The 25,405-nt window shown below is 68.5% G+C and carries 23 protein-coding genes; 12 read left to right on the plus strand and 11 right to left on the minus strand.

What is annotated here, in order from left to right:
• Positions 1 to 38: 38 nt before the first annotated feature.
• The 3 genes from pxpA (at position 39) to AQ610_RS17495 (ending at position 2,997) form a co-directional block, all read left to right on the plus strand.
• Positions 39 to 803, plus strand: a complete 765-nt coding sequence (gene pxpA, locus AQ610_RS17480; RefSeq protein ID WP_009911042.1) for a 5-oxoprolinase subunit PxpA — start codon at positions 39 to 41, stop codon at positions 801 to 803.
• Between the two features lie 497 nt (positions 804 to 1,300).
• Positions 1,301 to 2,044, plus strand: a complete 744-nt coding sequence (locus tag AQ610_RS17490) for a DUF969 domain-containing protein (RefSeq protein WP_015600507.1) — start codon at positions 1,301 to 1,303, stop codon at positions 2,042 to 2,044.
• A complete protein-coding gene (locus AQ610_RS17495; protein WP_006024202.1) occupies positions 2,041 to 2,997 on the plus strand; it encodes a DUF979 domain-containing protein in 957 nt (318 codons plus the stop codon). The genes AQ610_RS17490 and AQ610_RS17495 overlap by 4 nt, the downstream gene beginning before the upstream one ends.
• Before the next feature lie 490 nt (positions 2,998 to 3,487).
• On the opposite strand, the gene AQ610_RS17500 is transcribed toward AQ610_RS17495, so the two are convergent.
• From AQ610_RS17500 to AQ610_RS17545, 10 genes are all read right to left on the minus strand, one after another.
• Entirely contained in the window at positions 3,488 to 4,636 is a 1,149-nt protein-coding gene (locus AQ610_RS17500) for a TraB/GumN family protein (RefSeq protein ID WP_043281925.1), read from the minus strand.
• Entirely contained in the window at positions 4,629 to 5,645 is a 1,017-nt protein-coding gene (locus AQ610_RS17505; RefSeq protein WP_006024200.1) for a peptide ABC transporter ATP-binding protein, read from the minus strand. The genes AQ610_RS17500 and AQ610_RS17505 overlap by 8 nt, the downstream gene beginning before the upstream one ends.
• Positions 5,642 to 6,634, minus strand: a complete 993-nt coding sequence (locus AQ610_RS17510; protein WP_009911032.1) for an ABC transporter ATP-binding protein — start codon at positions 6,632 to 6,634, stop codon at positions 5,642 to 5,644. Before AQ610_RS17510 ends, AQ610_RS17505 begins: the two co-directional genes overlap by 4 nt.
• A gap of 1 nt (position 6,635) precedes the next feature.
• Positions 6,636 to 7,553, minus strand: a complete 918-nt coding sequence (locus AQ610_RS17515; RefSeq protein WP_006024198.1) for an ABC transporter permease subunit — start codon at positions 7,551 to 7,553, stop codon at positions 6,636 to 6,638.
• 98 nt (positions 7,554 to 7,651) lie between these two features.
• Positions 7,652 to 8,662: an ABC transporter permease subunit gene (locus tag AQ610_RS17520; protein WP_006024197.1), complete on the minus strand. Its 1,011-nt coding sequence runs from the start codon at positions 8,660 to 8,662 to the stop codon at positions 7,652 to 7,654.
• A gap of 111 nt (positions 8,663 to 8,773) precedes the next feature.
• A complete protein-coding gene (locus tag AQ610_RS17525) occupies positions 8,774 to 10,402 on the minus strand; it encodes an ABC transporter substrate-binding protein (protein WP_006024196.1) in 1,629 nt (542 codons plus the stop codon).
• Positions 10,403 to 10,712: 310 nt separating this feature from the next.
• A complete protein-coding gene (locus AQ610_RS17530; protein ID WP_009911030.1) occupies positions 10,713 to 12,005 on the minus strand; it encodes an MFS transporter in 1,293 nt (430 codons plus the stop codon).
• Positions 12,006 to 12,227: 222 nt separating this feature from the next.
• A complete protein-coding gene (locus AQ610_RS17535; RefSeq protein WP_006024193.1) occupies positions 12,228 to 12,545 on the minus strand; it encodes a high-potential iron-sulfur protein in 318 nt (105 codons plus the stop codon).
• A gap of 134 nt (positions 12,546 to 12,679) precedes the next feature.
• A complete protein-coding gene (locus AQ610_RS17540; protein ID WP_043281922.1) occupies positions 12,680 to 13,801 on the minus strand; it encodes an NAD(P)/FAD-dependent oxidoreductase in 1,122 nt (373 codons plus the stop codon).
• Positions 13,802 to 13,872: 71 nt separating this feature from the next.
• Entirely contained in the window at positions 13,873 to 14,853 is a 981-nt protein-coding gene (locus AQ610_RS17545) for an AAA family ATPase (protein WP_006024191.1), read from the minus strand.
• Between the two features lie 342 nt (positions 14,854 to 15,195).
• Between AQ610_RS17545 and AQ610_RS17550 the strand changes: the two genes are divergently transcribed.
• The 8 genes from AQ610_RS17550 to AQ610_RS17585 all read left to right on the plus strand — a co-directional run bounded on the left by AQ610_RS17550 (position 15,196) and on the right by AQ610_RS17585 (position 22,949).
• Positions 15,196 to 15,762 carry a hypothetical protein gene (locus AQ610_RS17550; protein ID WP_015601668.1) on the plus strand — a complete coding sequence of 189 codons (567 nt, stop codon included), beginning with the start codon at positions 15,196 to 15,198 and terminating at the stop codon, positions 15,760 to 15,762.
• A 6-nt stretch (positions 15,763 to 15,768) separates the two neighbouring features.
• The gene (locus AQ610_RS17555; protein WP_009911022.1) at positions 15,769 to 16,581 is read left to right on the plus strand and encodes an endonuclease/exonuclease/phosphatase family protein; all 813 of its coding nucleotides are present in this window, start codon (positions 15,769 to 15,771) and stop codon (positions 16,579 to 16,581) included.
• Between the two features lie 61 nt (positions 16,582 to 16,642).
• A complete protein-coding gene (locus AQ610_RS17560) occupies positions 16,643 to 17,296 on the plus strand; it encodes a LysE family translocator (protein ID WP_015601308.1) in 654 nt (217 codons plus the stop codon).
• Between the two features lie 214 nt (positions 17,297 to 17,510).
• Positions 17,511 to 18,281: a ferredoxin--NADP reductase gene (locus AQ610_RS17565; protein ID WP_006024186.1), complete on the plus strand. Its 771-nt coding sequence runs from the start codon at positions 17,511 to 17,513 to the stop codon at positions 18,279 to 18,281.
• A 403-nt stretch (positions 18,282 to 18,684) separates the two neighbouring features.
• Positions 18,685 to 19,527, plus strand: coding sequence for a sensor histidine kinase (locus AQ610_RS17570; RefSeq protein WP_006024185.1), 843 nt, complete (start codon positions 18,685 to 18,687; stop codon positions 19,525 to 19,527).
• On the plus strand, positions 19,524 to 20,180 hold the full coding sequence (gene rqpR, locus AQ610_RS17575) for a response regulator transcription factor RqpR (RefSeq protein WP_006024184.1): 657 nt from the start codon (positions 19,524 to 19,526) through the stop codon (positions 20,178 to 20,180). Before AQ610_RS17570 ends, rqpR begins: the two co-directional genes overlap by 4 nt.
• A 187-nt stretch (positions 20,181 to 20,367) precedes the next feature.
• Positions 20,368 to 21,759, plus strand: a complete 1,392-nt coding sequence (gene bcaP, locus AQ610_RS17580) for a branched-chain amino acid transporter BcaP (protein ID WP_006024183.1) — start codon at positions 20,368 to 20,370, stop codon at positions 21,757 to 21,759.
• 164 nt (positions 21,760 to 21,923) lie between these two features.
• Positions 21,924 to 22,949 (plus strand): XdhC family protein, encoded by a 1,026-nt coding sequence (locus AQ610_RS17585; RefSeq protein WP_006024182.1) that lies wholly within the window; start codon positions 21,924 to 21,926, stop codon positions 22,947 to 22,949.
• 48 nt (positions 22,950 to 22,997) lie between these two features.
• Here AQ610_RS17585 and AQ610_RS17590 read toward each other — a convergent pair whose 3' ends face one another.
• Positions 22,998 to 24,056: a LacI family DNA-binding transcriptional regulator gene (locus AQ610_RS17590; RefSeq protein ID WP_006024181.1), complete on the minus strand. Its 1,059-nt coding sequence runs from the start codon at positions 24,054 to 24,056 to the stop codon at positions 22,998 to 23,000.
• 207 nt (positions 24,057 to 24,263) lie between these two features.
• Between AQ610_RS17590 and AQ610_RS17595 the strand changes: the two genes are divergently transcribed.
• Entirely contained in the window at positions 24,264 to 25,403 is a 1,140-nt protein-coding gene (locus AQ610_RS17595) for an ABC transporter ATP-binding protein (protein ID WP_009916671.1), read from the plus strand.
• Positions 25,404 to 25,405 lie beyond the last annotated feature (2 nt).

The following is a 25,405-nucleotide window of genomic DNA, read 5'->3' on the forward strand; positions in this document are numbered from 1 at the left end:
CCGCGCGGCCGGCCGCGAACGCTTTGGATAGAAACGTCATGGAAATCGATTTGAACGCCGACCTCGGCGAAGGCTGCGGCTCCGACGAGGCGCTTCTCGACTTCGTCACATCGGCGAACATAGCGTGCGGCTGGCACGCGGGCGGCGCCACGGCGATGCGCGACTGCGTGCGCTGGGCGGTCGAAAAAGGCGTGTCGATCGGCGCGCATCCGAGCTTTCACGATCCGGAGAATTTCGGCCGCAGGGAAATGGATCTGCCCGCGAGCGAGATCTACGCGGGCGTGCTGTATCAATTGGGCGCGCTATCTGCGATCGCTCAGGCGGAAGGCGGGCGCATCGCGCACGTGAAGCCGCACGGCGCGCTGTACAACCAGGCCGCGCGCGAGCCCGAGATCGCCGACGCGGTCGTGTCGGCGATCCACGATTTCGATCCGTCGCTCGCGGTGTTCGGCCTTGCGAAAAGCGGGTTCGTCGATGCCGCGCGGCACGCGGGGCTCGTCGCCGTCGAGGAAGTGTTCGCCGATCGCGGCTATCGCGCGGACGGCTCGCTCGTGCCGCGCAGCCAGCCGGGCGCGCTCGTCGACGACGAGAACGAGATGCTCGCGCGCACGCTCGAGATGGTCCGCGGCCAGCGCGTGCGCGCGGTCACGGGCGAATGGGTGCCGCTCAACGCGCAGACGGTCTGCCTGCACGGCGACGGCCCGCACGCGCTCGCCTTCGCGAGACGAATCCGCCACGCGCTCGAAGCGGCCGGCATCGACGTGCACGCGCCCGGCGCGCTGCACGCGGGAGAGCGCGCGTAACGCTTCGCGCGGGATGCGTCCCGGATTCGTCTGATTCGCACGCGCGGCCGGCGGCGCTTTTTCCCAGCGACCCGGCCCTGCGCGAGCGGCCTGCCCGCGCCGAAGCCGCGAAGGCGATCGTCAAGGCGCGTGCGCATCGCGCATCCCGTCGACCGCACGCCTGCCGTCCGGCTGCGCGCAGCGAAGACCGAGAAGGTCACGAAGCATGAACACCGCCCGCGCGCCGGGCGCACACGACACCTTGCAGGCGGCGGGCCGCGCCCGCCGCACGAACGATTCGCCGACACGGCGAAGGCCGGCGCGCACCCATGTCCGCGCGACAGCCTTCGCCGTCGCCAGGATCGGGCGGACGCGCACGACGAGCGCGCGTCCACTCCGCAGTCCCGAGCGGCCATGAGAGCCGCGAAGGCCCATCGGCGCGACGGCCGCGCGCCGATCGCAAGCCGCCGCGCGCCGCCCGAAGACGGCGCGCGTCAACCCATGTCAGGAGAATGTTCATGCAAGGCACCGTAAGTCTATGGCCGCTGATCGGCGTCGCCGTGATCGTCGTCGGCTTCGCGCTGCGCTTCAACCCGATGCTGATCGTCGCGACCGCGGCGATCGTGACGGCAGCGAGCGCGCACTTTCCGCCCGAGCGGATTCTCGCCGCGATCGGCGCGGGCTTCCTCAAGACCCGCAACATCCCGCTCATCATCCTGCTGCCGCTCGCCGTGATCGGCCTCCTCGAGCGGCACGGGCTGCGCGAGCGCGCGCAGGCGTGGATCGCGAGCATCAGGGCGGCCACCGCGGGGCGCCTCCTCATCCTCTATCTGCTCGTGCGCGAGCTGACGGCGGCCGTCGGCCTGACGGGCCTGGGCGGTCATCCGCAGATGGTGCGGCCGCTGATCGCGCCGATGGCCGAAGGCGCGACCGAGAACCGTTTCGGTCCGCTGCCCGACGCGATCCGCCACCGGCTGCGCGCGTACGCGGCCGCGACCGACAACGTCGGCCTCTTCTTCGGCGAAGACATCTTCGTCGCGTTCGGCGCGATCGTGCTGATGGTGACGTTCCTGAAGGAAGCGGGCATCGCGGTGGAACCGATGCACGTCGCGCTCTGGGGCATCCCGACCGCCGCGTCCGCGTTCCTGATCCACGGCCTGCGGCTGTGGCTGCTCGACCGCCGGCTCGAACGCGAGCTGCGCGCGGGCGCCGCGTCGCACCTCGCCGCGAACCCCGCCGCCGACAACGGAGGCCGCGCATGACGCTCACGATCGATTATCTGTTCTGGCTCGTCGGCCTCGTGCTGCTCGCGGTCGGCGCGACGATCGTCACGGACCGCGCGCACCCGCGCCGCTTCACCGCGGGCGGCTTCTGGCTGCTGTACGCGCTCGTCTTCCTCATCGGCGACAAGCTGCCCGTCGAGCTCGTCGGCGCGCTCGTGATCGTGATGGCGCTGATCGCGGGCTTCGGCGGCGTGACGGCGGCCAAGCCGAAGCTGCCGTCCGACGATGCGCGCCGCGCGAGCGCCGCGCGCATCGGCAACCGGCTCTTCATGCCCGCGCTCACGATTCCGTTCGTGACGGTCGCGATCACGCTCGCGGCAAGCCATCTGCACGTCGGCGGCGCGCCGCTCGTCGATCCGAAGAACGTCACGCTGATCGGCTTCGGCATCGGCTGCGTGATCGCGCTCGGCTTCGCATGCCGGATCACGCGCGATTCGGTCGGCCAGTCGCTGCAGGAGGCGCGGCGGCTGATCGACGCGCTGTCGTGGGCGGCCGTGCTGCCGCAGATGCTCGGCATGCTCGGGCTCGTGTTCTCGGACGCGGGCGTCGGCAAGGCGGTCGCGCACGTGACGACCGCGTATGTGAACCTCGATTACCGGCTCGTCGCGGTCGCCGTGTACTGCATCGGGATGGCGCTCTTCACGATGGTGATGGGCAACGGCTTCGCCGCGTTCCCGGTGATGACGGGCGGCGTCGGCGTGCCGATCCTCGTCAACGTGTTCCACGGCGATCCGGCCGTGATGGTCGCGATCGGGATGTTCTCCGGCTACTGCGGCACGCTGATGACGCCAATGGCCGCGAACTTCAACATGGTGCCCGCCGCGCTGCTCGAGCTGCCCGACAAGAACGGCGTGATCAAGGCGCAGATCCCGACCGCGCTCGCGCTGCTCGCGACGAACATCGTTCTGCTGAATGTTCTGATGTTTCGGTGAGCGGGCGCGGCGCGCGGCCGCACGGCGCACATGAAAAAAGCGCCCTCGGGCGCTTTTGCTTCGATCGGCCAGCCGATCCGCGCGGCAGGCCGGCCAGCGGCCCCGCATCGTCGCGACCGAATCCGTCGCTCAGGATGAAAAATGCGTCCGCCGCCGCCCGCATCTGCTTCCCCCGGCCGGACGGCGGAACGCCCATCGAATAGGCGTACGTGCCTGCATGGTGGCTTGTTGTCGTGACTGGCCCCGTCGTGCATGCAGACAACCGTTGCCGGCACGCCGAAAGCATGCCGGCAACGCTACCCCCGCGCTGTTTTTATTGTTCCCCGTAGCGCATTTTCTTTTTTACGGCTTGGTGAAAAGAGCATAGGTTTAGCGCCTTGGAGTGTCAATCGTCGGAACAGGGTTTGCCCGTGCGCCGCGGCCAAAATGTGGGTTTATCCCTATCCCCATCTCCATCCCTATTCGCCCGCCCGTTCGTTCGGGTTCCCGATTACCCGGCGTCGACGCGATAGCCCTGCTGCCGCAGCAATTCGAGCACGCCCTTCGGGCCGCCCAGGTGCAGCGCGCCGATTGCGACGAACAGCGGCCGGTTCGGCGCGGCGATCGCCGTCATCCGCGCGACGAAGCGGCGGTTGCGCTCGTAGACGATCTTGTTGTCGATCGAATCGGCGATCGACTGCGCGCGCGCGAGCCGCTCCGTCTTCGCGCTCGCCCAGGCGGCGATCGCGTCCGCGTCGCCGATGCGCCAGAGGCGATGCAGCGCGCGCACGTCGGCCGCGTTCTGCGCGGGCGTCTGCACCATGTCCTGCGCGAGCATCTCGCGCTGCTGCGCGAGCGTGAGCCCCGTGAACGCGCGCATCTGCTCGGCGAGCGTCTCGAGCCCGACCACCCTGCCGCCCTTCTTGCGCAGGAACACGTTCTGCAGTTGCGCCTCGGTGCCGTATTCGGTCTGCAAGCCGGCCGACAGCGAATCGTACGTTTCGACGACGAGCGACGCGAGCCACGGCCGCATGTTGCGGATGCCGGCGAGCGCGGCCGGATTGCCGCGCAGCCGGCTCGCGAGCTTCTGCCAGAGGGGCGGCGGCAACAGGCGCGGCAGGCACGCGTAGTTGCATACGCCGTACTTCGACACGTCGTCCTGCGATTCGAGCAGATCGTCCGGCGACAGCTCGAGCGCGAGTGTCGGCGACGCGGCGAGCGCCGCGAGGATCGGCCGGCGAAACGGCTGGCTCGCCGGATAGTCGGCGGGGTCGCCGACGTGCAGCGTGCCGAGCACGTAAATCGTGACCCTGTTTTTCGTCGCGACGTAGAACGGCATCCGCGCGGGCTGCGTGCGCACCGCGCCGCTCGCGACGGTGCCGTTCGACGTCGACGGCGGCGGCGCGTGGAAGCCCGGCAGCGACATGCTCGGCGCGGGAATCGGCGCCTGCGGCAGCGGCGCGGTCGCGACGCTGCCCGCCGCCAGCGCGCCGACGGGCGGCCAGGCGAGCCCGCCCGTCGCGCACGCGCCGGCGAGCACGGCGCTCGCGAGCGAGCGCGCGCGCCAGCGCCGGGGCGTCCGTGCGGCGTGCGTCGCCACGCGCCGCACGCTGTTACGCGAGCGGCGCGCGGCTTCGCGCGCCGCCACTGCCTCAGGCATTCGCCTCCCCCACCTCCTCGGCGCGATGGCAGGCAACGAGCCGGCCATCGACGTCGCGCAGCTTCGGCTCCTCGGCGCGGCACCGCTCGACCGCGTACGGGCAGCGCTGATGGAACGCGCAGCCGGACGGCGGATTGAGCGGCGACGGCAGCTCGCCCTGCAGCTTGATCTGGATCTTGCGATCCGCCTCGAAGATCGCGGGCGTCGCCGACATCAGCGCGCGCGTGTACGGGTGCCGCGGCCGCGCGTAGATCGTCTTCTTGTCGCCGAGCTCCGCGACGCTGCCGAAGTACATCACCATCACGTCGTCGGCGATGTGCTCGACGACCGCCAGGTTGTGCGAGATGAACACGTAGCTCGTCCTGAACTGCTCCTGCAGATCCATGAAGAGATTCAGGATCTGCGCCTGGATCGACACGTCGAGCGCGGACACCGGCTCGTCGGCGACGACGATCCGCGGCTCGAGGATCATCGCGCGCGCGATCGCGACGCGCTGGCGCTGCCCGCCCGAGAACATGTGCGGGTAGCGCTTCGCATGCTCGGGCCGCAGGCCCACCGTGCGCATGATCTGCGCGATCCGCTGCGCGCGCTCGGCGGCCGTGAGCCGCGTGTTGATCGCAAGCGGCTCGGCGAGCGTCTGCTCGACCGTCTTGCGCGGATTGAGCGACGCGAACGGATTCTGGAACACCATCTGCACGCGGCGGCGCAGCGCGGCGATCGTTTCCTTGCTGGCGCCCGCGACGTCGCGGCCGTCGATCGACAAGTGCCCCGCGCTCGGCTGCTCGATCATCGTGAGCTGCCGCGCGAGCGTCGACTTGCCGCAGCCGGACTCGCCGACGACGGCAAGCGTCTTGCCGCGCACGAGCGAAAACGACACGCCGTTCAGCGCCTTCACGGTGCCGTGGCCGAACATCCCGCGCCGCACCGCGTAGTGCTTCGCGAGATGGTCCGCGACGAGCACGACATCGTCTCGCGCGGCGGACTCGCGCGTTTCGTGGACTGCGTTCATCGCGCGCCTCCTTCGGTGTGCATCGCTTGCAGATTGAGCGGCTTGATGCAGCGCGCACGCACGCCGGTGCCCGGCGCGAGCTCGGCAAGCGCGGGCCGCGCCTTCATGCAGTCGTCGACGACGTACTTGCAGCGCGGCGCGAACAGGCACCCGCTCGGCCTGTCGTCGCGGCCCGGCACCATCCCGGGCAGCGCGGCGAGGCGCTTCGCGCCCGCATTGTGCTCCGGAATCGCCGCGAGCAACGCTTCGGTGTACGGATGATGCGGATGCGCGAAGATCTCCGGCACGCGGTTCGTCTCGATGATCTCGCCCGCGTACATCACCGCGACGCGCTGCGCGACTTCCGACACGACCGCGAGATCGTGCGAGATCAGCACGAGCGCCATCCCGCGCTCCTTCTGCAGCGTGACGAGCAGATCCATGATCTGCGCCTGGATCGTCACGTCGAGCGCGGTCGTCGGCTCGTCGGCGATCAGGAGCTTCGGATTGCACGCGACCGCCATCGCGATCATCACGCGCTGGTTCATGCCGCCCGACATCTGGTGCGGGAAGGTGTCGATGCGGTTCTTCGCATCGGGAATCCCGACCTGGTCGAGCAGTTCGAGCGCGCGCTTTCTCAGCGCGTCGCCGCGCAGGCCCTCGTGCAGCCTCAGCACCTCCTTGATCTGATAGCCGACCGTGTAGCTCGGGTTCAAGCTCGTCAGCGCGTCCTGGAACACCATCGCGACGTCCTTGCCGATGATCCTGCGGCGCGCCTTCGGGCTCGCCTTCAAGAGATCGACGCCGTCGAACGTGACTTCGTCGGCGGTGACGATGCCGGGCGCGTCGATCAAGCCCATCAGCGCCATCATCGTCACGCTCTTGCCCGAGCCGGATTCGCCCACCACGCCGACCACTTCGCCGCGCGCGACCGACAGGTTGATCCTGTCGACCGCGGGCAGCCCGTTGAAGTTCACCGCGAGATTGCGGATGGTCAATAAATCGCTCATGTCAGGCCATCCGCTTGAGTTTGGGATCGAGCGCGTCGCGCAGCCCGTCGCCGAGCAGGTTGATCGCGAGCACCGAGATCAGGATCGACAGGCCCGGCATCGTGACGATCCACCATGCGTTGTCGATGTAGTCGCGCGCCGACGCGAGCATCGCGCCCCACTCGGCCGTCGGCGGCTGCACGCCGAGGCCGAGGAAGCCGAGCGCGGCCGCATCGAGGATCGCCGACGAAAAGCCGAGCGTCGCCTGCACGATGAGGGGCGCCGTGCAGTTCGGCAGCACCTGCGAGAACATCAGGCGCGGCGTGCCCGCGCCCGCGACGCGCGACGCCGTCACGTACTCCTTCTGCAGCTCGCCGAGCGCCGACGCGCGCGTGAGGCGCACGTACGCGGGCAGCGCGACGATCGCGATCGCGAACATCGTGTTGGTCAGGCCCGGGCCGATGATCGCGACGACCGCGACCGCGAGCAGCAGCGACGGCAGCGCGAGCAGCACGTCCATCACGCGCATCACGGGCGTGTCGGCCCACTTCTGGAAGAACGCGGCGACGAGCCCGAGCACGACGCCCGGAATCAGCGCGAGCACGACCGAGACGAAGCCGATCCAGAACGACATCCGCGCGCCGTACATCAGCCGCGAGAGGATGTCGCGGCCCGCTTCGTCGGTGCCGAGCACGAATTGCCAGTTGCCGCCCGCGAGCCACGCGGGCGGAATCTTCACGTGGTCGCGGTACTGCTCGATCGGGCTGTGCGGCGCGAGCACCGGCGCGAGCAGCGCGACTGCGACCAGCGCGAGCACGACGATGCCGGCGCCGACCGCGCCGCGGTTGCGGGAGAAATTCGCCCAGAATTCGCGCAGCGCGAGCACGCGGCCGCTTGCGGGCGCCGCCTGCGACGGCATCGCGTTTTGCAGGTCGCTCATCGGGCCTCCCGCGTGGCCGCGCGCGCGCGGTCGAATGCCGCGGCGGCGCTCGGGCGCCGGCGCAGCGAATGGATATGAGTGTGGGGATGCATGTTCGATTACCTCGTATGGCGAATGCGCGGATTCAGCACGCCGTACAGCAGATCGACGACCAGGTTCACGACGATCACGAGCGTCGCGATCATCAGGATGCCGCCTTGCACGACCGGATAGTCGCGGCGGCCGATCGCGTCGATCAGCCATTTGCCGACGCCCGGCCACGAGAACAGCGTCTCGGTGAGCACGGCGCCCGCGAGCAGCGTGCCGACCTGCAGGCCGATCACCGTGACGACCGGAATCAGCGCGTTGCGCAGCGCATGCACGACGACGACGCGCGCGGGCGACAGCCCCTTCGCGCGCGCGGTGCGGATGTAGTCCTCGCGCAGCACTTCGAGCATCGACGAGCGCGTCATCCGCGCGATCACCGCGAGCGGAATCGTGCCGAGCACGATCGCGGGCAGGATCAGGTGGCTCACCGCCGACGCGAACGCGCCCTCCTCGCCGGAGAGCAGCGTGTCGATCAGCATGAAGCCCGTCGCATGAGGAATCTCGTATTCAACGGCGATGCGGCCCGACACGGGCGTCCAGCCGAGCGTCGCCGAGAACACCATGATGAGGATGAGCCCCCACCAGAAGATCGGCATCGAATAGCCGGTGAGCGCCGTGCCCATCACGCCGTGATCGACGATCGTGCCGCGCCGGAGCGCGGCGAACACGCCGGCCGGCAGCCCGAGCGCGAGCGCGAACGCGAGCGCGCAGATCGACAGCTCGACCGTCGCCGGAAAGCGCGCGAGGAACTCGCCCATCACGCTCGTGTTGGTGATGATCGACATGCCCAGGTCGCCGCGCAGCGCGCGGCCGACGTAGTGCAGGTACTGCATGGGAAGCGGCTCGTCGAGCCCGAGGCGATGCAAGGCTTCCGCATGCATCGCCGGATCGACGCCGCGCTCGCCCATCATCACTTCGATGGGGTCGCCCGGTATCAGGTGGATCAGCGCGAACGCGAGCACCGTGATGCCGATGAAGGTCGGGATCACCATGCCCACGCGGCGCAAGACGAATCGGAACATGACGCTTCTCGATATTTTCTTGTGGGAAATGTGCGACCGGCGACGAGGAGCTCGTGGCCCCCCGTCGCCGGGTGATTATCGTGCAGTCGGGCTAACGGCGCACCAACGCGCTTATTTCACGCTGACGCCGTCGAAGCGCGCATAGCCGAGCGGCTCGATCCGCATGTCGACGACGTTCTTGCGCACGGGCTGATAGACGGTCGAGTTCGCGATCGACGAAAACGGCAGTTGCTGCGCGAAGATCTGCTGCGCCTGCATGTAAATCTTCGTGCGGCCGTCCTGCGACGTCGTCACGCGCCCCTTCTGGATCAGCTCGTCGAACGGCTTGTAGCACCACTCGGAGAAGTTGTTGCCCTTGACCGCCTCGCAGCCGAGCAGCGTGCCGAGCCAGTTGTCGGGGTCGCCGTTGTCGCCGTTCCAGCCGATCAGCATCGTATCGTGCTCGCCCGCATGCGCGCGCTTGATGTACTCGCCCCACTCGTACGTGACGATCTTCGCTTGCACGCCGATCTTCGCCCAGTCGGCCTGGATCATCTCGGCCATCAGCTTCGCGTTCGGGTTGTACGGGCGCTGCACGGGCATCGCCCACAGCGTGATCGGGAAGCCGTTCGGGTAGCCCGCCTTCGCGAGCAGCGCCTTCGCCTTCGCCGGATCGTAGGCGGCGGCCTTCAGGTTCTTGTCGTACGACCATTGGGTCGGCGGCATCGGCGCGCTCGCCGCCTGGCCCGCGCCCTGATAGACGGATTCGAGAATCGCCTTCTTGTTGATCGCCATGTCGAGCGCCTGGCGCACTTCGAGCTTGTCGACCGGCTTGTGCTGCACGTTGTACGCGAGGTAGCCGAGGTTGAAGCCCGGCAGCGACGGCATGTCGACGTTCGAATCGGCCTTCAGCGTCGCGATGTCGGCGGGCCGCGGATAGCTCATCACCTGGCACTCGTTGCGCTTGATCTTCTGCACGCGCACGCCCGGATCGGGCGTGATCGAGAAGATCAGCTTCGAGATCTTCACCGCGCCCTTCTTCCAATAATCAGGATTGCCGTCGAAGCGGATCGTCGCGTCCTTCGTGTAGCTGCGGAAGATGAACGGGCCCGTGCCGATCGGCTTCTGATTGATGTCGGCCGCCTTGCCCGCCTTCATCAACTGGTCCGCGTATTCGGCGGACAGGATCGACGCATACTGCATCGCGAGGTTCTGGATGAACGGCGCGTTCGGCTCCTTCAGCGTGAAGCGGACCGTATACGGATCGAGCTTTTCGACTTTCGTAATCAGCTTGTCGAGGCCCATGTCGGTGAAGTACGGGAACGACACCGGATACGCCTTGCGGAACGGCTGGTTCGGATCGAGCATCCGCTCGAACGTGAACGTGACGTCGTCCGCGTCGAATTCGCGCGTCGGCTTGAAGAAATCGGTCGTGTGGAATTTGACGCCGTGGCGCAGATGGAACGTGTAGACCTTGCCGTCGGGCGAGATGTCCCACTTCTCGGCGAGGCCGGGCTCGACCTTCGTGCCGCCGCGCTCGAACTCGGCGAGGCGGTTGTAGATCGGGAACGAAGATGCAGTGAAATCGACGCCCGTCGTGAATTGCGCGGAATCGAAGCCCGCCGGGCTGCCTTCTGAGCAGTAGACGAGCGTTTTGTTCGGGATCTGTGCGAATGCAGAGCCCGCGATGCCGCAAGATGCCGCTGCAACGCCCGCGATGGCGGTAACACGCAGTGCGCGCAACAGACGGTTATGTTCCATGTTTCCTCCAGGTCTCCGGTTCAAGGCCGGCCCAGGCCGGCGTAGGCGGATATTACTTGAGCTTTCGTAAGAGGAACAAGCTGGAGAAAAAACCGTTCGTCATATGCTCGCAATCGTCAATTGCAAGGAGATGCGCGGCTTTGCGGCGCAAAACGCGCGCGATGCCGAGCCGATTCGGCACGATGCGCCGAGATCAGCGTTATCCCTTATATCTTCGTATTTTCGCAACGGTCATCGGAGATCGAACGGATTCGGGCCGCGGCTGTTACGGAATGCGTGATGCTTTTCAGCGTGCGGCCGTCAACGTCGATCAATCGGGATCGCTGCCTCTCGCCGGCACGAACGCGAGCGCGACGAGCGACAGCGCGAGCCCCGCCATCACGTAATAGGTCGGTGCAAGCGGCGTGCCCGTCGTCTTGATGAGCCACGTGACGATGAACTGGCCGAAGCCGCCGAACACCATCACCGCGACGTTATAGGCGAGCGACAGCCCCGTCGAGCGCACGTTCGCCGGAAAGAGCTCGGCGATCATCGCGCCGAACGGGCCATAGTAGCCGGCGAGCGTCACCGACAGGATCGCCTGCACGACGATCAGCCGCGCGATGCTCGGCGACGCGTCGAGCCACACGAAGAGCGGATAGATCATCACGAGCGTGAGCCCGAGCGCCCACAGCGAGAGCCCCTTGCGCCCGATCCGGTCGGACCACGCGCCCGCGACGGGCGACAGCGCGGTCAGCAGCAGGTTGCCGATGATCACCGCGTAGAACGATTGCCCGTAAGGCAGCTTCAGTTGCTTGACGGCGAACGTCGGCAGATAGCTGATCAGCACGTAGACGGTGACGGTGAGCGCGATCACCGCGCCGAGCCCGCACATCACCGCGCGAGCGTGCCGCGCGAACACTTCGCGAAGCGTCACGTGCTCGCCGCGCTCGCGCGCCTGCAGGAACGCCTCCGAATCGACGAGATGGCGGCGCACGTAGAAGCCGACCGGCCCGATCACGAGCCCGATCAGGAACGGCACGCGCCAGCCCCACGCATGCAGGGCCTCGGTCGACAGGCCGCGCGTCACGGCCACGCCGACGAGCGAGCCGAGCAGAAGCGCCGCCGCCTGGCTCGCCATCTGCCAACTGCCGTAGTAGCCGCGCCGCGAAAACGGCGCCGCCTCGATCAGCAGCGCGGTCGCGCTGCCGAATTCGCCGCCCGCGGAGAAGCCCTGCAACAGGCGGCCGAGCACGATGAGAAGCGGCCCGCCGATGCCGATCGCCGCATACGGCGGCGCGACCGCGATCAGGAAGATGCCGACCGTCATCAGCAGGATCACGAGCGACAGCGCCGCCTTGCGTCCCGCGCGATCCGCGTAGAGGCCGAGCACGATGCCGCCGATCGGCCGCATGAAGAACGCGACGCCGAACGTCGCGGTGGTGAGGAGCAGCGACGAATATTCGTTGCTGGTCGGAAAGAACAACTGCGCGATCACGACCGTCATGAAACTGAAAACGGTGAAGTCGTACCACTCGAGCGCGTTGCCGATCACGGCCGCCGCCACCGCGCGCCGGTTCAGCGCATGTCCCGCCGTTTTCGTCGAAACCGCAATGGATGACATCCTCGCTCCTCGCTGTCGTCGTGCTTTCGTGATGCGCCGTGCGCCGATATCGCCGCCTGAAAAAAAGGGCGGGCGCCGCGCCGAGCGTCGTGGAGCGAGTGTAGAAAGCGGCGGAATCGATTTCAAGCAATAAAAAAAACGCCCGCCGTCGTCGGACGGCGGGCGTCTGTGCATGTCGATTCGGCACGGTGCGGCGCGGCGCGACGCCGCGCCAGGCCTGCGTCACGCCATCTTCTTCGTGAACGCGCTGCACCAGCCCTTCGCCACCACCTGCTTGCCGGGGAACGCGCCGCACGGGCCCGATGCCGAGCCCTTCTTGCCCTGATACAGCATGCAGCCCGAACAGGTTTCGCCTGCCACGTATTTCTGGAACTTCGCCTTGTCCACCTTGGTGGCGTCGGCCTTGTAGCCGAGCGCGACGGCGGTCGGATCGGTTTCGGACAGCATCGGCAGATCGGCCGAGAACGCTTCGCGCGTGAGCGCGAGCGCCGACACGGCGCCGACGCTCGTGATCAGGAAACTCCGGCGGGACGTTTTCATGGGAATTCGCTCCAACATTGTGGGTTGTCGCTGCTCTGGCGGCAGCAGCGCACAAGCATACCGCTCACGCGCCCCGATGTGTCGCGGGTAATTCCGAAGATAAGCCAACGGAGAACAAGAAATCGTCACGCAGCCTACGCATGCGGCGTGCGCGCCGCCATTTCGCCGACGCGCTGCGCGATCGCGAGCGCCGCGGTGAGCCCGGGCGACTCGATGCCGAACAGGTTCACGAGCCCGCGCACGCCATGCTGCGCCGCGCCCTGGATCACGAAATCGGCAGCGGGCTCGCCGGGCCCGGAGACTTTCGGACGAATGCCCGCGTAAGCCGGCTGAAGCGAGCCGTCGGGCAATCCGGGCCAATACGCGCGGATCGACGTGTAGAACGATTCGGCGCGATGCGGATCGACGTCGTAACGCAGCGTGTCGATCCATTCGACGTCGGGCCCGAAGCGCGCGCCGCCGGCGAGATCGAGCGTCAGATGAACGCCGAGCCCGGCGCGGTCCGGCACCGGATAGACGAGGTGCGCGAACGGCGCGCGGCCGGACAGGCTGAAGTAATTGCCGCGCGCGAGATAGAGCGGCGGCACCCAGCGCGAATCGAGCCCGCGGATGCGCTTGGCGAGCGCCTGCGCGCCGAGCCCCGCGCTGTTGATCACGCACGCGGCCTCGATTGCGGCCGGCGCATCGCCGCCCGTGCGCACAACGAAGCGGCCGCCCGCCGCGTCGATCGATTCGACGGGCGAGCGCAGCGCGCACGATGCGCCGCCGCGCTCGGCGTCGCCGAGCAGCGCGAGCATCAATTGATGGCTGTCGACGATGCCCGTGCTCGGCGAGAACAGCGCCTCGATGCATTCGAGCTCGGGCTCGAGCGCCTGCACCTCGTCGCGCGACAGCGTCAGCAGATCGAGCACGCCGTTTTCTTCCGCGCGCGCGGCGATCACCTTCAACTGCTTCGCCTGTGCGGGCGAGGTCGCGACGACGAGCTTGCCGCAGCGCCGGTGCGGCACGTGGTGCGTGTCGCAGAAGTCGTACAGCAGGTCTCGCCCGTGCACGCACAGCGACGCCTTCAGCGATCCGCGCGGGTAGTAGAGCCCCGCGTGGATCACCTCGCTGCTGCGCGAGCTCGCGCCCGTGCCGACCGCGTCGGCCGCTTCCAGGATCAGCGTCTCGCGGCCGCGCGCGGCCAGCTCGCGCGCGATCGCCACGCCGACAACGCCGGCGCCGATCACCACACAATCAATCCGCTCCATTGTCATTCGCTTCGCTCACGCTTCGAAGGCAGGACCTTCGATTGTACGTCGCGCGAAGCGTGCGCGCGTGGCGGCCGTCAAAAGCCGATCGGCCGGCGGCGCCCCGCGCTTTCGTCGGTGCGGATGTCGCGCGGCGCGATCGCGTCCCGCCCGTCGAGCCGCGCCGCGCCGAACGCGTGCAGCAGCACGCGGCGCATCGTGCGCGGCGGCATCGCGGCGAGCACGTCGAGCGCGTCGCAGCCGAGCGCGTCGGGAAAGCGCCGCCCCCACGCGTGCGCGTTGCGGATCTCGCCGTAGATCGTCTGCGCGATGCGGCGCGCGCCCGACGCGTCGGGCGGCTCGATCTCGTACACGTTCATCCGGTTCATGATCGGCTCGGGAATCGCGCTCGCGTCGTTCGCGGTCGCGATCCAGATCACGTTGCCCGCGTCGATCGGCACCTCGGCGAATTCGTCGACGAACGCGCACGCGGTATCGTGCTCGAGGAGCGCATACAGCGCGCCGAGCGGATCGTACTGCGCGTCGCTGCCCGCCTTGTCGATCTCGTCGATCGCGATCACGGGATTCGAGTAGCAGCCGTTGACGAGCGCGTCGAACACCTTGCCCGGCTTCGCGTTCTTCCACTGCGACGATGCGCCCGACAGCACCCAGCCGGCCGTCAGCGAACTCATCGGCACGTAGTGGTAAGCGGTCCCGAGCATCTTCGCGAGCGCCTTCGCGAAATGCGTCTTGCCGATGCCCGGCTCGCCGAGCAGGAGGATCGGCATCAATTCGAGACGGTCGTCGGTTTCAAGGCACAGCGCCACCTGCTTGCGCACGTCGTCGAGCGGCTCGGCGAAGTTCGGCAATTCGTCCGCGAGCGAATCGAACGCGGGCATGCGCGTCGGCTTCACGCAAAAGCGCAGGTTGCCCGTCTTCAGCATCTTCTCGTAAGTCGCGCGCAGCGCATCGCTCGCGCCTTCGTTCAGATCATTCAGCGCCGTCTCGACTCGCTCGATATCGTAGACCGTGCTGAACGAAGCCACCGCCAGTTCCTGTTTCACCATCGCCGTCGTCATCGCCCACCTCGCCTTGCTACCGCTGTCCGTCCATCGGACCCCTTCGATTTCAGTGTAGCCAGCCCGGCATCCCGTGCAAGCGAGCAGCCGTCGGGGTCTGCTGCTGACATGCTCGCGATGCTGCACGCGACACGCGCCGCGCGTATGATCATGAGTTCACGTCGTGCGCATCGCGCCGCCATCCGCGGCGCGCCGCCCCTGCGCGCCGCGCCGCCGCGCCCGTTTGCCGCGTCGCCCGACGCTTGAAAAATCCGCGCGTCGCGCACATGTCGTCGATGTCCCCGATAACGGCGCCGCGCGCGAAAATTGAACCGAGCAAAAACCCGCGCGGTCGGAAGTTCGATGATTTCGTTTAAGCGTAAGATGTCCGCCTGTCCCGCCTCCCGGCTCGCCCGCGCCGGAGAATTCGTGCTCGAAGCCTGCGTCGCGGGCGCGCTCGCCGGCGCCGCGCTCGTCGCGCATGCGCAAAGCGGCCCGCAGCCCGTGATCGATTGGGAGATCCAGGTGGTGCGCGACGGCCAGACGATCGACACGTTCGAGCAGAAAACCACCGTCGGCCAGGCCCGTTCGGACACGCACAGCTTTCCCGTCGCGCCGGCGCAAGGCTGCGCCGCAGCGGCCGCGTCGGCGGCCGACGCACCCGGCTCCGGCCTGTCGCGCACGATCACCGTCGCGCCGCTGTACGTCGAGGACGGCGCGGTCGCGCTCGCGATCGACGCGCAGGAGACGCTCGCCGACGAAGGCGCGGCGCCGTCCGCCGGCGCGCCGTGCACGTCGGCGCCGCCGCGGCGCATCGTCGCAAGCCACCCGGACTTGAACGCGCGCGCCGCGCAGTGGACCGACTGGACGCTCGCCGACCGCGGCCCGCAGCTCGTCTACCGCGTGCGCGCACGCGTCGTCGCGGACTGAGCGGCCATGCACGTCCCCGAAACCGTGCTGCTCGCCGAGCCGCTGCCCGCCGCCAACGAGATCACGGCGGTCAGTTGGAATCTGCACAAGGGGCGCTCGCCGCTCGGCTTCACCGCGTGGGACGCGATGCGCAGTTGGGTGGAATCGACGCACGCGGACATCTATTTCCTGCAGGAAGCGATGGCGCGGCGCATGCCGCGCCCGGTGCTCGCGTCCCGCTTCGGCACGCCGATGGCGGAGCCCGTCGACGACATCTGGCACTGCCAGGCGACCGAGATCGCGCGCGCGCTCGACTGGCAGATCGCGCTCGGGCCAAACGTGTTCAAGCCATCGTGGCGGCACGGCAACGCGATCCTTTCGCCGCACCCGCTCGATCTCGGCGGCCGCTGGGACATCTCCGCGCACCGCTTCGAGCGCCGCGGCCTGCTCGTCGCGCGCGCGACGCTCGCGGGCGGCGCGCCCGTGACGCTGCTGTGCGCGCACCTCGCGCTCACGCGCGCCGCGCGACTGCGGCAGATGCACTGGATCGCGCACTGGATCGTGCGCAACGCGAGCACGGGGCCGCTCGTGCTCGCGGGCGACTTCAACGACTGGCGCAACGATTCGATCCCGCTTTTCGGCGAGATCGGCCTGTCGGAAGTGGCGACGCTGCTCGGCGAGCCGGGCCGCACGTTTCCGGCGTTCTCGCCCGCGCTCGCGCTCGACAAGATGTTCGTGCGCGGGATGACGCCGCTCGAATGGCGTGCGCCCGGCGACGAGACCGCATGGCTGTCCGACCATCTGCCGTACATCGCGCGGCTGCGGCTGGACCCGCCGTGAGCGCGGCGGCGCGGCGCGCGCTACATTAACGGCTTGCCCCCGCCGCCGAGCCCGCGCCGCCATGAACCTGTTGCCGATCCTGCTGCAAATCGCCGCCGTCTACCTCGTCGCGCTCGTCACGCCGGGCCCGAACGTCTTCATGATCTCGCAGTTGTCGCTCTCGGGCCGCCGCGGCCTCGGCGCGGTGTCGGCGCTCGGCGTCGGCACCGCGTCGCTCACGTGGGCGACGCTCGCGATGCTCGGCCTCGCGGCCGTGCTGCACCAGCTCGCGTGGCTGTACGAGGCGATCCGGATCGGCGGCGCGATCTATCTCGTGTATTTCGGCCTCAAGCTGCTGCGCGCGAGCGCGCGGCGCGAGCCGGCGCTGGCGGCCGACCGCCCGGACGACGCCCGCGCCCCCCTGCCGCCGCCCGCGATGCGCGATTACCTGCGCGCGTACCGGACAGGGCTCTTCACGTGCCTGACCAACCCGAAATCGTGCGCGTTCTGGACGAGCGTGTTCGCGGCGATGATGCCCGCGCACGTGCCGCTGTGGTTCAACGGCGCGACGCTGCTGACGATCGGCGCGATGTCGGGCGGCTGGTATTGCAGCGTCGCATACCTGTTCGCGAACCCGCGCGCGCAGCGCGGCTACCGGCGCGTGCGGCGCCCGCTCGACGCGCTGTGCGGGGCGGCGCTCGTCGGCCTCGGCGCGAAGCTCGCGGCCGACCGATGACGGTCGTCGGCGCGCATTCGCTGCGCCAAATCCGCGCGCGCCGCGGGGGTCAAGCCCGCGCTTGCCCCAAGCAGGGTAAAATGGCAAGTTCCTCAATCGTCTTTTGATCGAGAAGGCGCGTGTCCGACGCGCCGGCCGGCCGATCCGTGATCGGGCCGACGCCCTCGGTTTGGGCCCGTTTTGAGGCCCGTTATACGCGTCAGTTTCCGAATCCATGAGCAAATTCGACACCGCTACCGTCCTGTCCGTCCACCACTGGACCGACACGCTGTTCAGCTTCACCTGCACCCGCGACCAAGGCCTGCGCTTCAACAACGGCGAGTTCACGATGGTCGGCCTGGAAGTCGACGGCAAGCCGCTCACGCGCGCCTACAGCATCGTGAGCCCGAACTACGAGGAGCATCTCGAATTCTTCAGCATCAAGGTGCAGAACGGGCCGCTCACGTCGCGGCTGCAGCACCTGAAGATCGGCGACCCGGTCCTGATCGGCAAGAAGCCGACGGGCACGCTCGTCGCCGACAACCTGCTGCCCGGCAAGACGCTGTGGCTGCTGTCGACGGGCACGGGCCTCGCGCCGTTCATGTCGATCATCCGCGATCCGGACATCTACGAGCGCTTCGACAAGGTGGTCCTCACGCACACGTGCCGCCTGAAGGGCGAGCTCGCGTACATGGACTACATCAAGCACGACCTGCCGGGCCACGAGTACCTTGGCGAGGTGATCCGCGAGAAGCTCGTCTACTACCCGACCGTCACGCGCGAAGAGTTCGAGAACGAAGGCCGGATCACCGATCTGATCGCGTCCGGCAAGCTGTTCGCGGACCTGGACGTGCCGCCGTTCTCGCCCGAGCACGACCGCGTGATGCTGTGCGGCAGCACCGCGATGCTGAAGGACACGACCGAGCTGCTGAAGAAGGCGGGCCTCGTCGAAGGCAAGAACAGCGCCCCTGGCCACTACGTGATCGAGCGCGCGTTCGTCGACTGACCCCGATTCTTAATCGACATCAAAAACCGGAGCCTCGCGCTCCGGTTTTTTTGTGCCAAATCCTGGCAACATGGTTACAAAATGTCATATTTGCATCTCAAAATAGTTACAAGTTCCCGTTGGCTTGCGGCATTTGTCTGTCGGTGTTTGTCCTACATCGGGAACATCCCGACGCGTGACAATCGCCTTTAAATGTCCGTCTGGTATGACCTTTTCTATAATTCTGCGATATCATGCGCCGCTGTGAAAACGGTCCCACACGCTGTTACAGTGCCAGACCAAATGTTACAAGATGTAAATAATGTTTCCGCGCCACGTGGCTGACGCCGCCCCGGCAAATCGCGCCGGTCGGCCATCGTTTCAGCAGGTGTCTGAACAGCTTTCTGAACAGAAAGGGAGAGTCATGGATACGCCGTCCGTTGCGCCGTCGATTGCAAGCGCCTCCGCTTCGTCGTCGGGCGACCTCGCCCGCGAGGTCGGCATTCCTTTCGTTTCCCGCTCCGCCCCGCCCGCGCCCGCCGCCGAGCGGCTCGGCGCGCGCGTCGCGCAGTTGTCCGCCGAGCTCGTCGCCGCCGACGAATCCGCGCGCCGCCATCTCGCGGGCGAACTCCACGACGGCCTCGGCGCCGATCTCACCGCCGCGCGCTTCGCGCTCGCGAACGTCGAAACGTGGCTGCCGGACGGCGCGCCCGACGCGTGCCGGCGCGCGCTCGCGCTCGCGCAGCAGGCGCTCGACGCCGCGACGGCCGCGAATCGCCGCCTGATCGACGGCCTGCGCACGCCCGCGCTCGAAGCCGGGCTCGTCGGCGTGCTCGCCGCCTGGATCGGCGCGCACGGCGCGCGCACCGGGCTGCGCACGAGCTTCGTCTGCGCGGCCGACGCGCGCGTCACGCAGTTGTCCGCCGACGGCGCGCTCGCCGTCTTCCGCGTCGCGCAGGAAGCACTTGCAAACGTTGCCAAGCATGCGCGCGCGTCGGCCGCCGACGTGCGGCTCGACGTCGACGACACGCACCTGACGCTCGTCGTCGCCGACGACGGCGTGGGCATCGCATCCGCGCGCCGCCACGGCGGCTACGGGCTCGGCAGCATGCGCGCGCGCTGCGAGGCGCTCGGCGGCACGCTCGAGCTCGCTTCGGCGCGCGCGGGCGGCACGGGCGCCGCGCTGCGCGCGCGCTTCGCATGGAGCGCGCTCGCCGCCGCGCGCGCGCCGGCCGCCTCGCGCAGGGTGCGCCAGGAGGCGAGATGAGCCTGCAGATCCTGCTCGTCGACGACCATGCGATCGTCCGCCAAGGCATCCGCCAGTTGCTGATCGACCGCGGCATCGCGCGCGAAGTCACGGAAGCCGAGTGCGGCAGCGAAGCGCTCGCGATCGTCGAGAAAAGCGCGTTCGACGTGATCCTGCTCGACATCTCGCTGCCCGACATCAACGGCATCGAGGTGCTCAAGCGCCTGAAGCGCAGGCTGCCGCGCGCGCCGGTGCTGATGTTCTCGATGTACCGCGAGGATCAGTTCGCGGTGCGCGCGCTGAAGGCGGGCGCGGCCGGCTACCTGTCGAAGACCGTGAACGCCGCGCAGATGGTGTCGGCGATCAGCCAGGTCGCCGCGGGCCGCAAGTACGTGAGCCCGGCGATGGCCGAGGCGCTCGCCGAGTACGTGTCGTTCGAGAACGAGCCGCTGCCGCACGAGAAACTGTCCGACCGCGAGTACCAGACGCTTTGCATGATCGCCTCGGGCAAGCGGCTCACGGACATCGCGCACGCGCTGTCGCTGTCCGTGAAGACGGTCAGCGTCTATCGGACGCGCCTGCTCGAGAAAATGAAGCTGTCGAACAACGCGGAGCTCACGTTCTACGTGATGAGCAACCGCCTCGTCGACATGAACCCGGCGATCGGCGCGTAAACGTGTGACAAGACGGCGGCCCGGCCCCGGCCGCCGCATGCAAGCAATTGTTTTCATTAGGCGATTTTTTTGCTCCCCGCGTCACGATCGCGCATCGTCCGGCGCGGGCGAGCACGCCATATCCGCTAAAATGGCGGATTTTCCACTTGTCCGGCGCGCGCCCCGCGCCGCCCGGTAATCCCTCGCAATGTCTCTCTTCCGCAAGAAAAACGTCGACCGCATGATCGCCGGCGCGCACGCGGCCGGCCTCAAGAAAGCGCTCGGCGCGGTCGACCTCACCTTTCTCGGCATCGGCGCGATCATCGGCACCGGCATCTTCGTGCTGACCGGCACGGGCGCCGTGCAGGCCGGCCCCGCGCTGATGCTGTCGTTCGTGATCGCGGCGCTCGCGTGCGGCCTCGCCGCGCTGTCGTACGCCGAATTCGCGTCGACGATCCCCGTCGCCGGCTCGATCTACACGTATTCGTACGCAACCCTCGGCGAGCTCGTCGCGTGGATCATCGGCTGGGACCTGATGCTCGAGTACGGGCTCGCCGCGTCCGCGGTGTCGGTCGGCTGGTCCGGCTACCTGCAGTCGCTGCTGCAGGGCTTCGGCGTGTCGCTGCCGACGGCGCTCACCGCCGCGCCGGGCGCGCTGCCGGGCGTCGTCACGTATTTCAACCTGCCCGCGTTCGTCGTGATGCTCGTCATCACGACGCTGCTGTCGATCGGCATCCGCGAATCGACGCGCGTGAACAACATCATGGTGTTCATCAAGGTCGCCGTCGTGCTGCTCGTGATCGCGGTCGGCGTCTTCCACGTGACGCCCGCGAACTGGAAGCCGTTCATGCCGCACGGCTGGAACGGCGTGTTCGGCGCGGCGGCCGTGATGTTCTTCGCGTTCATCGGCTTCGACGCAGTGTCGTCGGCCGCCGAGGAAGTGAAGAATCCGAAGCGCGATCTGCCGGTCGGCATCATCGCGTCGCTCGGCGTGTGCGCGTTCCTGTACGTCGCGGTCGCGGCGATCGCGACGGGCATCGTGCCGTGGGCGCAGTACGCGAACGTCTCGCACCCGATCTCGTACGCGCTGCAGGTTGCGGGCGAGAAGTGGGTCGCGGGCTTCATCGATCTCGGCGCCGTCATCGGCATGCTGACCGTGATCCTCGTGATGAGCTACGGCCAGACCCGGATCATCTTCGCGATGTCGCGCGACGGCCTGCTGCCCGCCGCGCTGTCGCGCGTGCACCCGCGCTTCGCGACGCCGTTCCTGACGACCTGGCTCGTCGGCCTGTTCTTCGGCCTGATCGCCGCACTGATCCCGCTCAACGTGCTCGCCGAGCTGATCAACATCGGCACGCTCGCCGCGTTCTCGATGGTGTCGATCGCGGTGCTCGTGCTGCGCCGCACGCACCCGGATCTGCCCCGCGCGTTCCGCTGCCCCGGCGTGCCGCTCGTGCCGATCCTCGCGGTCGCCGCGTGCCTGTTCCTGATGCTGAACCTGCAGCCCGTCACGTGGATCGCGTTCCTGACGTGGCTCGTGCTCGGCCTCTTCGTGTACTTCGCCTACTCGCGCAGCCGCTCGAAGCTCGCGCGGCGCTGACGCGCCGCCGGCTCGCGCACGCGCGTTCCGCCCGAAACGCTCCCGGCTTCCGGGAGCGTTTTTTTGCGCGCGAAAGCCCTCCTGCACGCTTTCGTCGGACGCGCCATAATCGCGCCATCGAGCGGCCGGCTCTCCCGCCGGCCGGAAAGCTGCAGGGGCGAATCATGGAAAGCGTGGATCTCGAGGTGCTGCGAACGAGCGCACGCTGGCTCGGCGAGGGCCGTCGCGCGCTGCTCGTCACGGTCGTGCGGACCTGGGGTTCGTCGCCGCGCCCCGAGGGCGCGATGCTCGCGGTGCGCGACGACGGGCTCGTCGTCGGTTCGGTGTCGGGCGGCTGCATCGAGGACGATCTGATCGCGCGCGTGCAGGCGTCGGGCGTCGCGAGCTGGACGCGGCCCGAAGCGGTCAAGTACGGCGTGACGGCCGAGGAGGCGCATCGCTTCGGCCTGCCGTGCGGCGGCACGATCGAGCTCGTGCTCGAGCCGCTCGCGCCGGCGAGCGGCATCGCCGCGCTGTGCGACGCGGTCGAGCACGGCCGGCTCGTCACGCGCACGCTCGAGCTCGCGACGGGCGAGGCGACGCTCGCGAGCGCGATCGCGACCGACGGGCTGCATTTCGACGGCGCGCGCCTCGTGACGATCCACGGGCCGCGCTATCGAATGCTCGTGATCGGCGCGGGGCAACTGTCGCGCTACCTGTGCCAGATCGCGGCGGGGCTCGATTATCAGGTGACGGTCTGCGATCCGCGCGACGAGTACACGGATGCGTGGGACGTGCCGGGCACGCGCGTCGTGCGGACGATGCCCGACGACACCGTGCTCGACATGCAGCTCGACCGCCGCTCGGCGGTGATCGCGTTGACGCACGATCCGAAGCTCGACGATCTCGCGCTGATGGAGGCCCTGAAGACGCCGGCGTTCTACGTCGGCGCGCTCGGCTCGCGGCGCAACAGCCAGGCGCGGCGCGAGCGGCTGCGCGAATTCGATCTGAGCGCGGCGGAGCTCGCGCGGCTGCACGGGCCGGCGGGCATCTACATCGGCAGCCGGACGCCGCCGGAGATCGCGGTGTCGATCCTCGCCGAGGTGACGGCGGCGAAGAACGGCGTGTCGCTGCCGACGATCCTGCAGGTCGAAGGGGCGAAGGCGGCGCGGGAAATCGGGGCGAGCAGCGGCGTGGCTTGCGGGATTTAGTGCGGCGGCCGCGCCCCGATCGAATGCTCGCCGTCGCCGTCGCGACGCTCAGCGACCGCGCGCCCCGCCCCGCGCGGGCCGCGCGACGCCCGTCGTCCCGCGCACCAGCAATCTCGGCGCGGAAGTCGTCCGCACGCGCGCCGTGGCCGGCAGCGCGCCTTCGCCCTCGCCGCCCGCCTCGCGCAACGCGTTGAGCAGCTCGACCGCCAGGTCCGCCGCTTCGTCGATCGGAATCGCGACGGTCGTGAGCGCCGGCCGCACGTCGTTCGCCAGATGAATGTTCGTGATCCCGACGATCGACAGATCGTCCGGCACCCGCATGCCGCGCTCGGCCGCCGCGTGCATCGCGCCGATCGCGGGCAGGTCGTTCGTCGCGAAGAGCGCGCTCAGATGCGGCTTCGCGTCGAGCAGCCGGCGCGCCGCGCGCACGCCGCCGTCGATCGTGTCCGGCTCGCACGCGACGGCCGCGACATCGAGCCCATGCTCGCGCATCGCGCCGGCGAAGCCGTCGAATCGCGCCGCGTGCACGCCGGTCTCCGAGCGGCCGCCGACGATCACGCCGACGTCGCGATGCCCGAGCTCGATCAGATGCTGCGCCGCGAGCCGTCCCGCGAGCCGGAAATCGACGGCGACGCACGGCAGCGCTTGCGGCGGCGCGTCGGGGCGCTCCCACATGCAGAGCACGACGGGCACGCCGCGCCGCTGCGTGTCGAGCAGGTCCGGCAGATGCAGATTCGCGTTCGTCACGAGAATGCCTTCGGAAATCGTCCCGGCGATCTGGTCGAGATACGCACGCCCTTCGGGCGGGTTGTCGTTCGTATTGCAGACGATCAGGAACTGCCCGTTGCGCCGCACCGCCTTCTCGACCGCGAGCGCGAACTCCGGATAGAACGGATTCGCGATGCTCGACACCATCAGCGCGACCGTCGGCGCGCGCCCTTCGGCAAGCGCGCGAGCGGCGAGGTGCGGCCGATAGCCGAGCGCGCGCACCGTGTCCAGCACACGCGCCCGCGTATCGGCGCCGACGCGCCCGCGATTGCGCAGCACGTTCGATACGGTTGCGGCCGTCACCCCCGCGCGCCGCGCGACTTCGTTCAGCGTTGCCATCCCGTCTCTCACTATATGAGAAGCTGATTCAATATTTGATTCACCGATTTTTCCGGCGCACCATCGTCGCACATCGAGTCGCCCGCGATACGGGCACGATACGGGCGCGACGCCACCGCGATCGCACGCGTTACACGCGGTCGTTTTTCGAGCCCGATGATTAAGCGCTTAATCATACTCGATGCATCAGAACATGGAGTGGAGACAATGGCGAGCATTTCATTGAGGCGCGTGCGCAAAGCCTATGGTGACGGCGCGCCCGTCATCCGCGACGTCGATCTGGAGATCGGCGCGCACGAATTCTGCGTCTTTCTCGGTCCGTCCGGCTGCGGCAAGTCGACCTTGCTGCGGATGATCGCCGGGCTCGAAGACCCGAGCGACGGCGAGCTGCTGATCGACGGACGGCGCGTCGACGACGTCCCCGCCGCCGAGCGCGGCGTCGCGATGGTGTTCCAGAGCTACGCGCTGTTTCCGCACATGACGGTCTACGAAAACATGGCGTTCGGCCTGAAGCTCGCGCGCACGCCGAAGCCCGTGATCGACAGGAAAGTGCGCGACGCCGCGCGCATCCTGCAGCTCGACGCGCTGCTCGAGCGCAAGCCGAAAGTGTTGTCGGGCGGCCAGCGGCAGCGCGTCGCGATCGGCCGCGCGATCGTGCGCGAGCCGGGCGTGTTTCTGTTCGACGAGCCGCTCTCCAACCTCGATGCGACGCTGCGCGTGCAGACCCGCATCGAGATCGCGCGCCTGCACGCGCAGTTCGCGAACGCGAGCGTCGTCTACGTGACGCACGACCAGACCGAGGCGATGACGCTCGCCGACAAGATCGTGCTGCTGCACGCGGGCGCCGACACCGCGCGCGCCGGCAGCATCGCGCAGGTCGGCACGCCGCTCGAGCTGTATCACCAGCCGAACAGCCGGTTCGTCGCGGGCTTCATCGGCTCGCCGCGGATGAACTTCCTGCCGGCCGTCGTCGCCGGCCGCGACACCCATCGCACGACCGTCACGCTCGCCACCGGCGAAGCGCTGACGCTGCCGCGAGGCGACGCCGCGCTGCGCGTCGGCGATGCGGTGACGCTCGGCATCCGCCCCGAGCATCTCGCGCTCGCCGACGCCCAGGCGAGCGCGACGCTCACACGCGACGTCGCACTCGTCGAGCACCTCGGCGAGCTGAGCTACGTGCATCTCGACGAGCCGGGCGGCGCGACGCTCGTCGCAAAGGTGCCGGGCGACGCGCGGATGCGCGCGGGCGAACGCGTGCGGCTGCAGGCGAGCGCGGCCGCCTGCCATCTCTTCACCGAAGACGGCCGCGCGGTGCCCGCGTGCGCCGACGTTCCCCACTACGCATAAGG

Source organism: Burkholderia humptydooensis (assembly GCF_001513745.1).
Lineage (GTDB): Bacteria > Pseudomonadota > Gammaproteobacteria > Burkholderiales > Burkholderiaceae > Burkholderia > Burkholderia humptydooensis.

Bases quoted from the DNA above. Each gene is read 5' to 3' on its own strand.
- pxpA (WP_009911042.1), top strand. From the start codon at position 39: ATGGAAATCGATTTGAACGCCGACCTCGGCGAAGGCTGCGGCTCCGAC.
- AQ610_RS17490 (WP_015600507.1), top strand. From the start codon at position 1,301: ATGCAAGGCACCGTAAGTCTATGGCCGCTGATCGGCGTCGCCGTGATC.
- AQ610_RS17495 (WP_006024202.1), top strand. From the start codon at position 2,041: ATGACGCTCACGATCGATTATCTGTTCTGGCTCGTCGGCCTCGTGCTG.
- AQ610_RS17500 (WP_043281925.1), bottom strand. From the start codon at position 4,636: ATGCCTGAGGCAGTGGCGGCGCGCGAAGCCGCGCGCCGCTCGCGTAAC.
- AQ610_RS17505 (WP_006024200.1), bottom strand. From the start codon at position 5,645: ATGAACGCAGTCCACGAAACGCGCGAGTCCGCCGCGCGAGACGATGTC.
- AQ610_RS17510 (WP_009911032.1), bottom strand. From the start codon at position 6,634: ATGAGCGATTTATTGACCATCCGCAATCTCGCGGTGAACTTCAACGGG.
- AQ610_RS17515 (WP_006024198.1), bottom strand. From the start codon at position 7,553: ATGAGCGACCTGCAAAACGCGATGCCGTCGCAGGCGGCGCCCGCAAGC.
- AQ610_RS17520 (WP_006024197.1), bottom strand. From the start codon at position 8,662: ATGTTCCGATTCGTCTTGCGCCGCGTGGGCATGGTGATCCCGACCTTC.
- AQ610_RS17525 (WP_006024196.1), bottom strand. From the start codon at position 10,402: ATGGAACATAACCGTCTGTTGCGCGCACTGCGTGTTACCGCCATCGCG.
- AQ610_RS17530 (WP_009911030.1), bottom strand. From the start codon at position 12,005: ATGTCATCCATTGCGGTTTCGACGAAAACGGCGGGACATGCGCTGAAC.
- AQ610_RS17535 (WP_006024193.1), bottom strand. From the start codon at position 12,545: ATGAAAACGTCCCGCCGGAGTTTCCTGATCACGAGCGTCGGCGCCGTG.
- AQ610_RS17540 (WP_043281922.1), bottom strand. From the start codon at position 13,801: ATGACAATGGAGCGGATTGATTGTGTGGTGATCGGCGCCGGCGTTGTC.
- AQ610_RS17545 (WP_006024191.1), bottom strand. From the start codon at position 14,853: ATGACGACGGCGATGGTGAAACAGGAACTGGCGGTGGCTTCGTTCAGC.
- AQ610_RS17550 (WP_015601668.1), top strand. From the start codon at position 15,196: ATGATTTCGTTTAAGCGTAAGATGTCCGCCTGTCCCGCCTCCCGGCTC.
- AQ610_RS17555 (WP_009911022.1), top strand. From the start codon at position 15,769: ATGCACGTCCCCGAAACCGTGCTGCTCGCCGAGCCGCTGCCCGCCGCC.
- AQ610_RS17560 (WP_015601308.1), top strand. From the start codon at position 16,643: ATGAACCTGTTGCCGATCCTGCTGCAAATCGCCGCCGTCTACCTCGTC.
- AQ610_RS17565 (WP_006024186.1), top strand. From the start codon at position 17,511: ATGAGCAAATTCGACACCGCTACCGTCCTGTCCGTCCACCACTGGACC.
- AQ610_RS17570 (WP_006024185.1), top strand. From the start codon at position 18,685: ATGGATACGCCGTCCGTTGCGCCGTCGATTGCAAGCGCCTCCGCTTCG.
- rqpR (WP_006024184.1), top strand. From the start codon at position 19,524: ATGAGCCTGCAGATCCTGCTCGTCGACGACCATGCGATCGTCCGCCAA.
- bcaP (WP_006024183.1), top strand. From the start codon at position 20,368: ATGTCTCTCTTCCGCAAGAAAAACGTCGACCGCATGATCGCCGGCGCG.
- AQ610_RS17585 (WP_006024182.1), top strand. From the start codon at position 21,924: ATGGAAAGCGTGGATCTCGAGGTGCTGCGAACGAGCGCACGCTGGCTC.
- AQ610_RS17590 (WP_006024181.1), bottom strand. From the start codon at position 24,056: ATGGCAACGCTGAACGAAGTCGCGCGGCGCGCGGGGGTGACGGCCGCA.
- AQ610_RS17595 (WP_009916671.1), top strand. From the start codon at position 24,264: ATGGCGAGCATTTCATTGAGGCGCGTGCGCAAAGCCTATGGTGACGGC.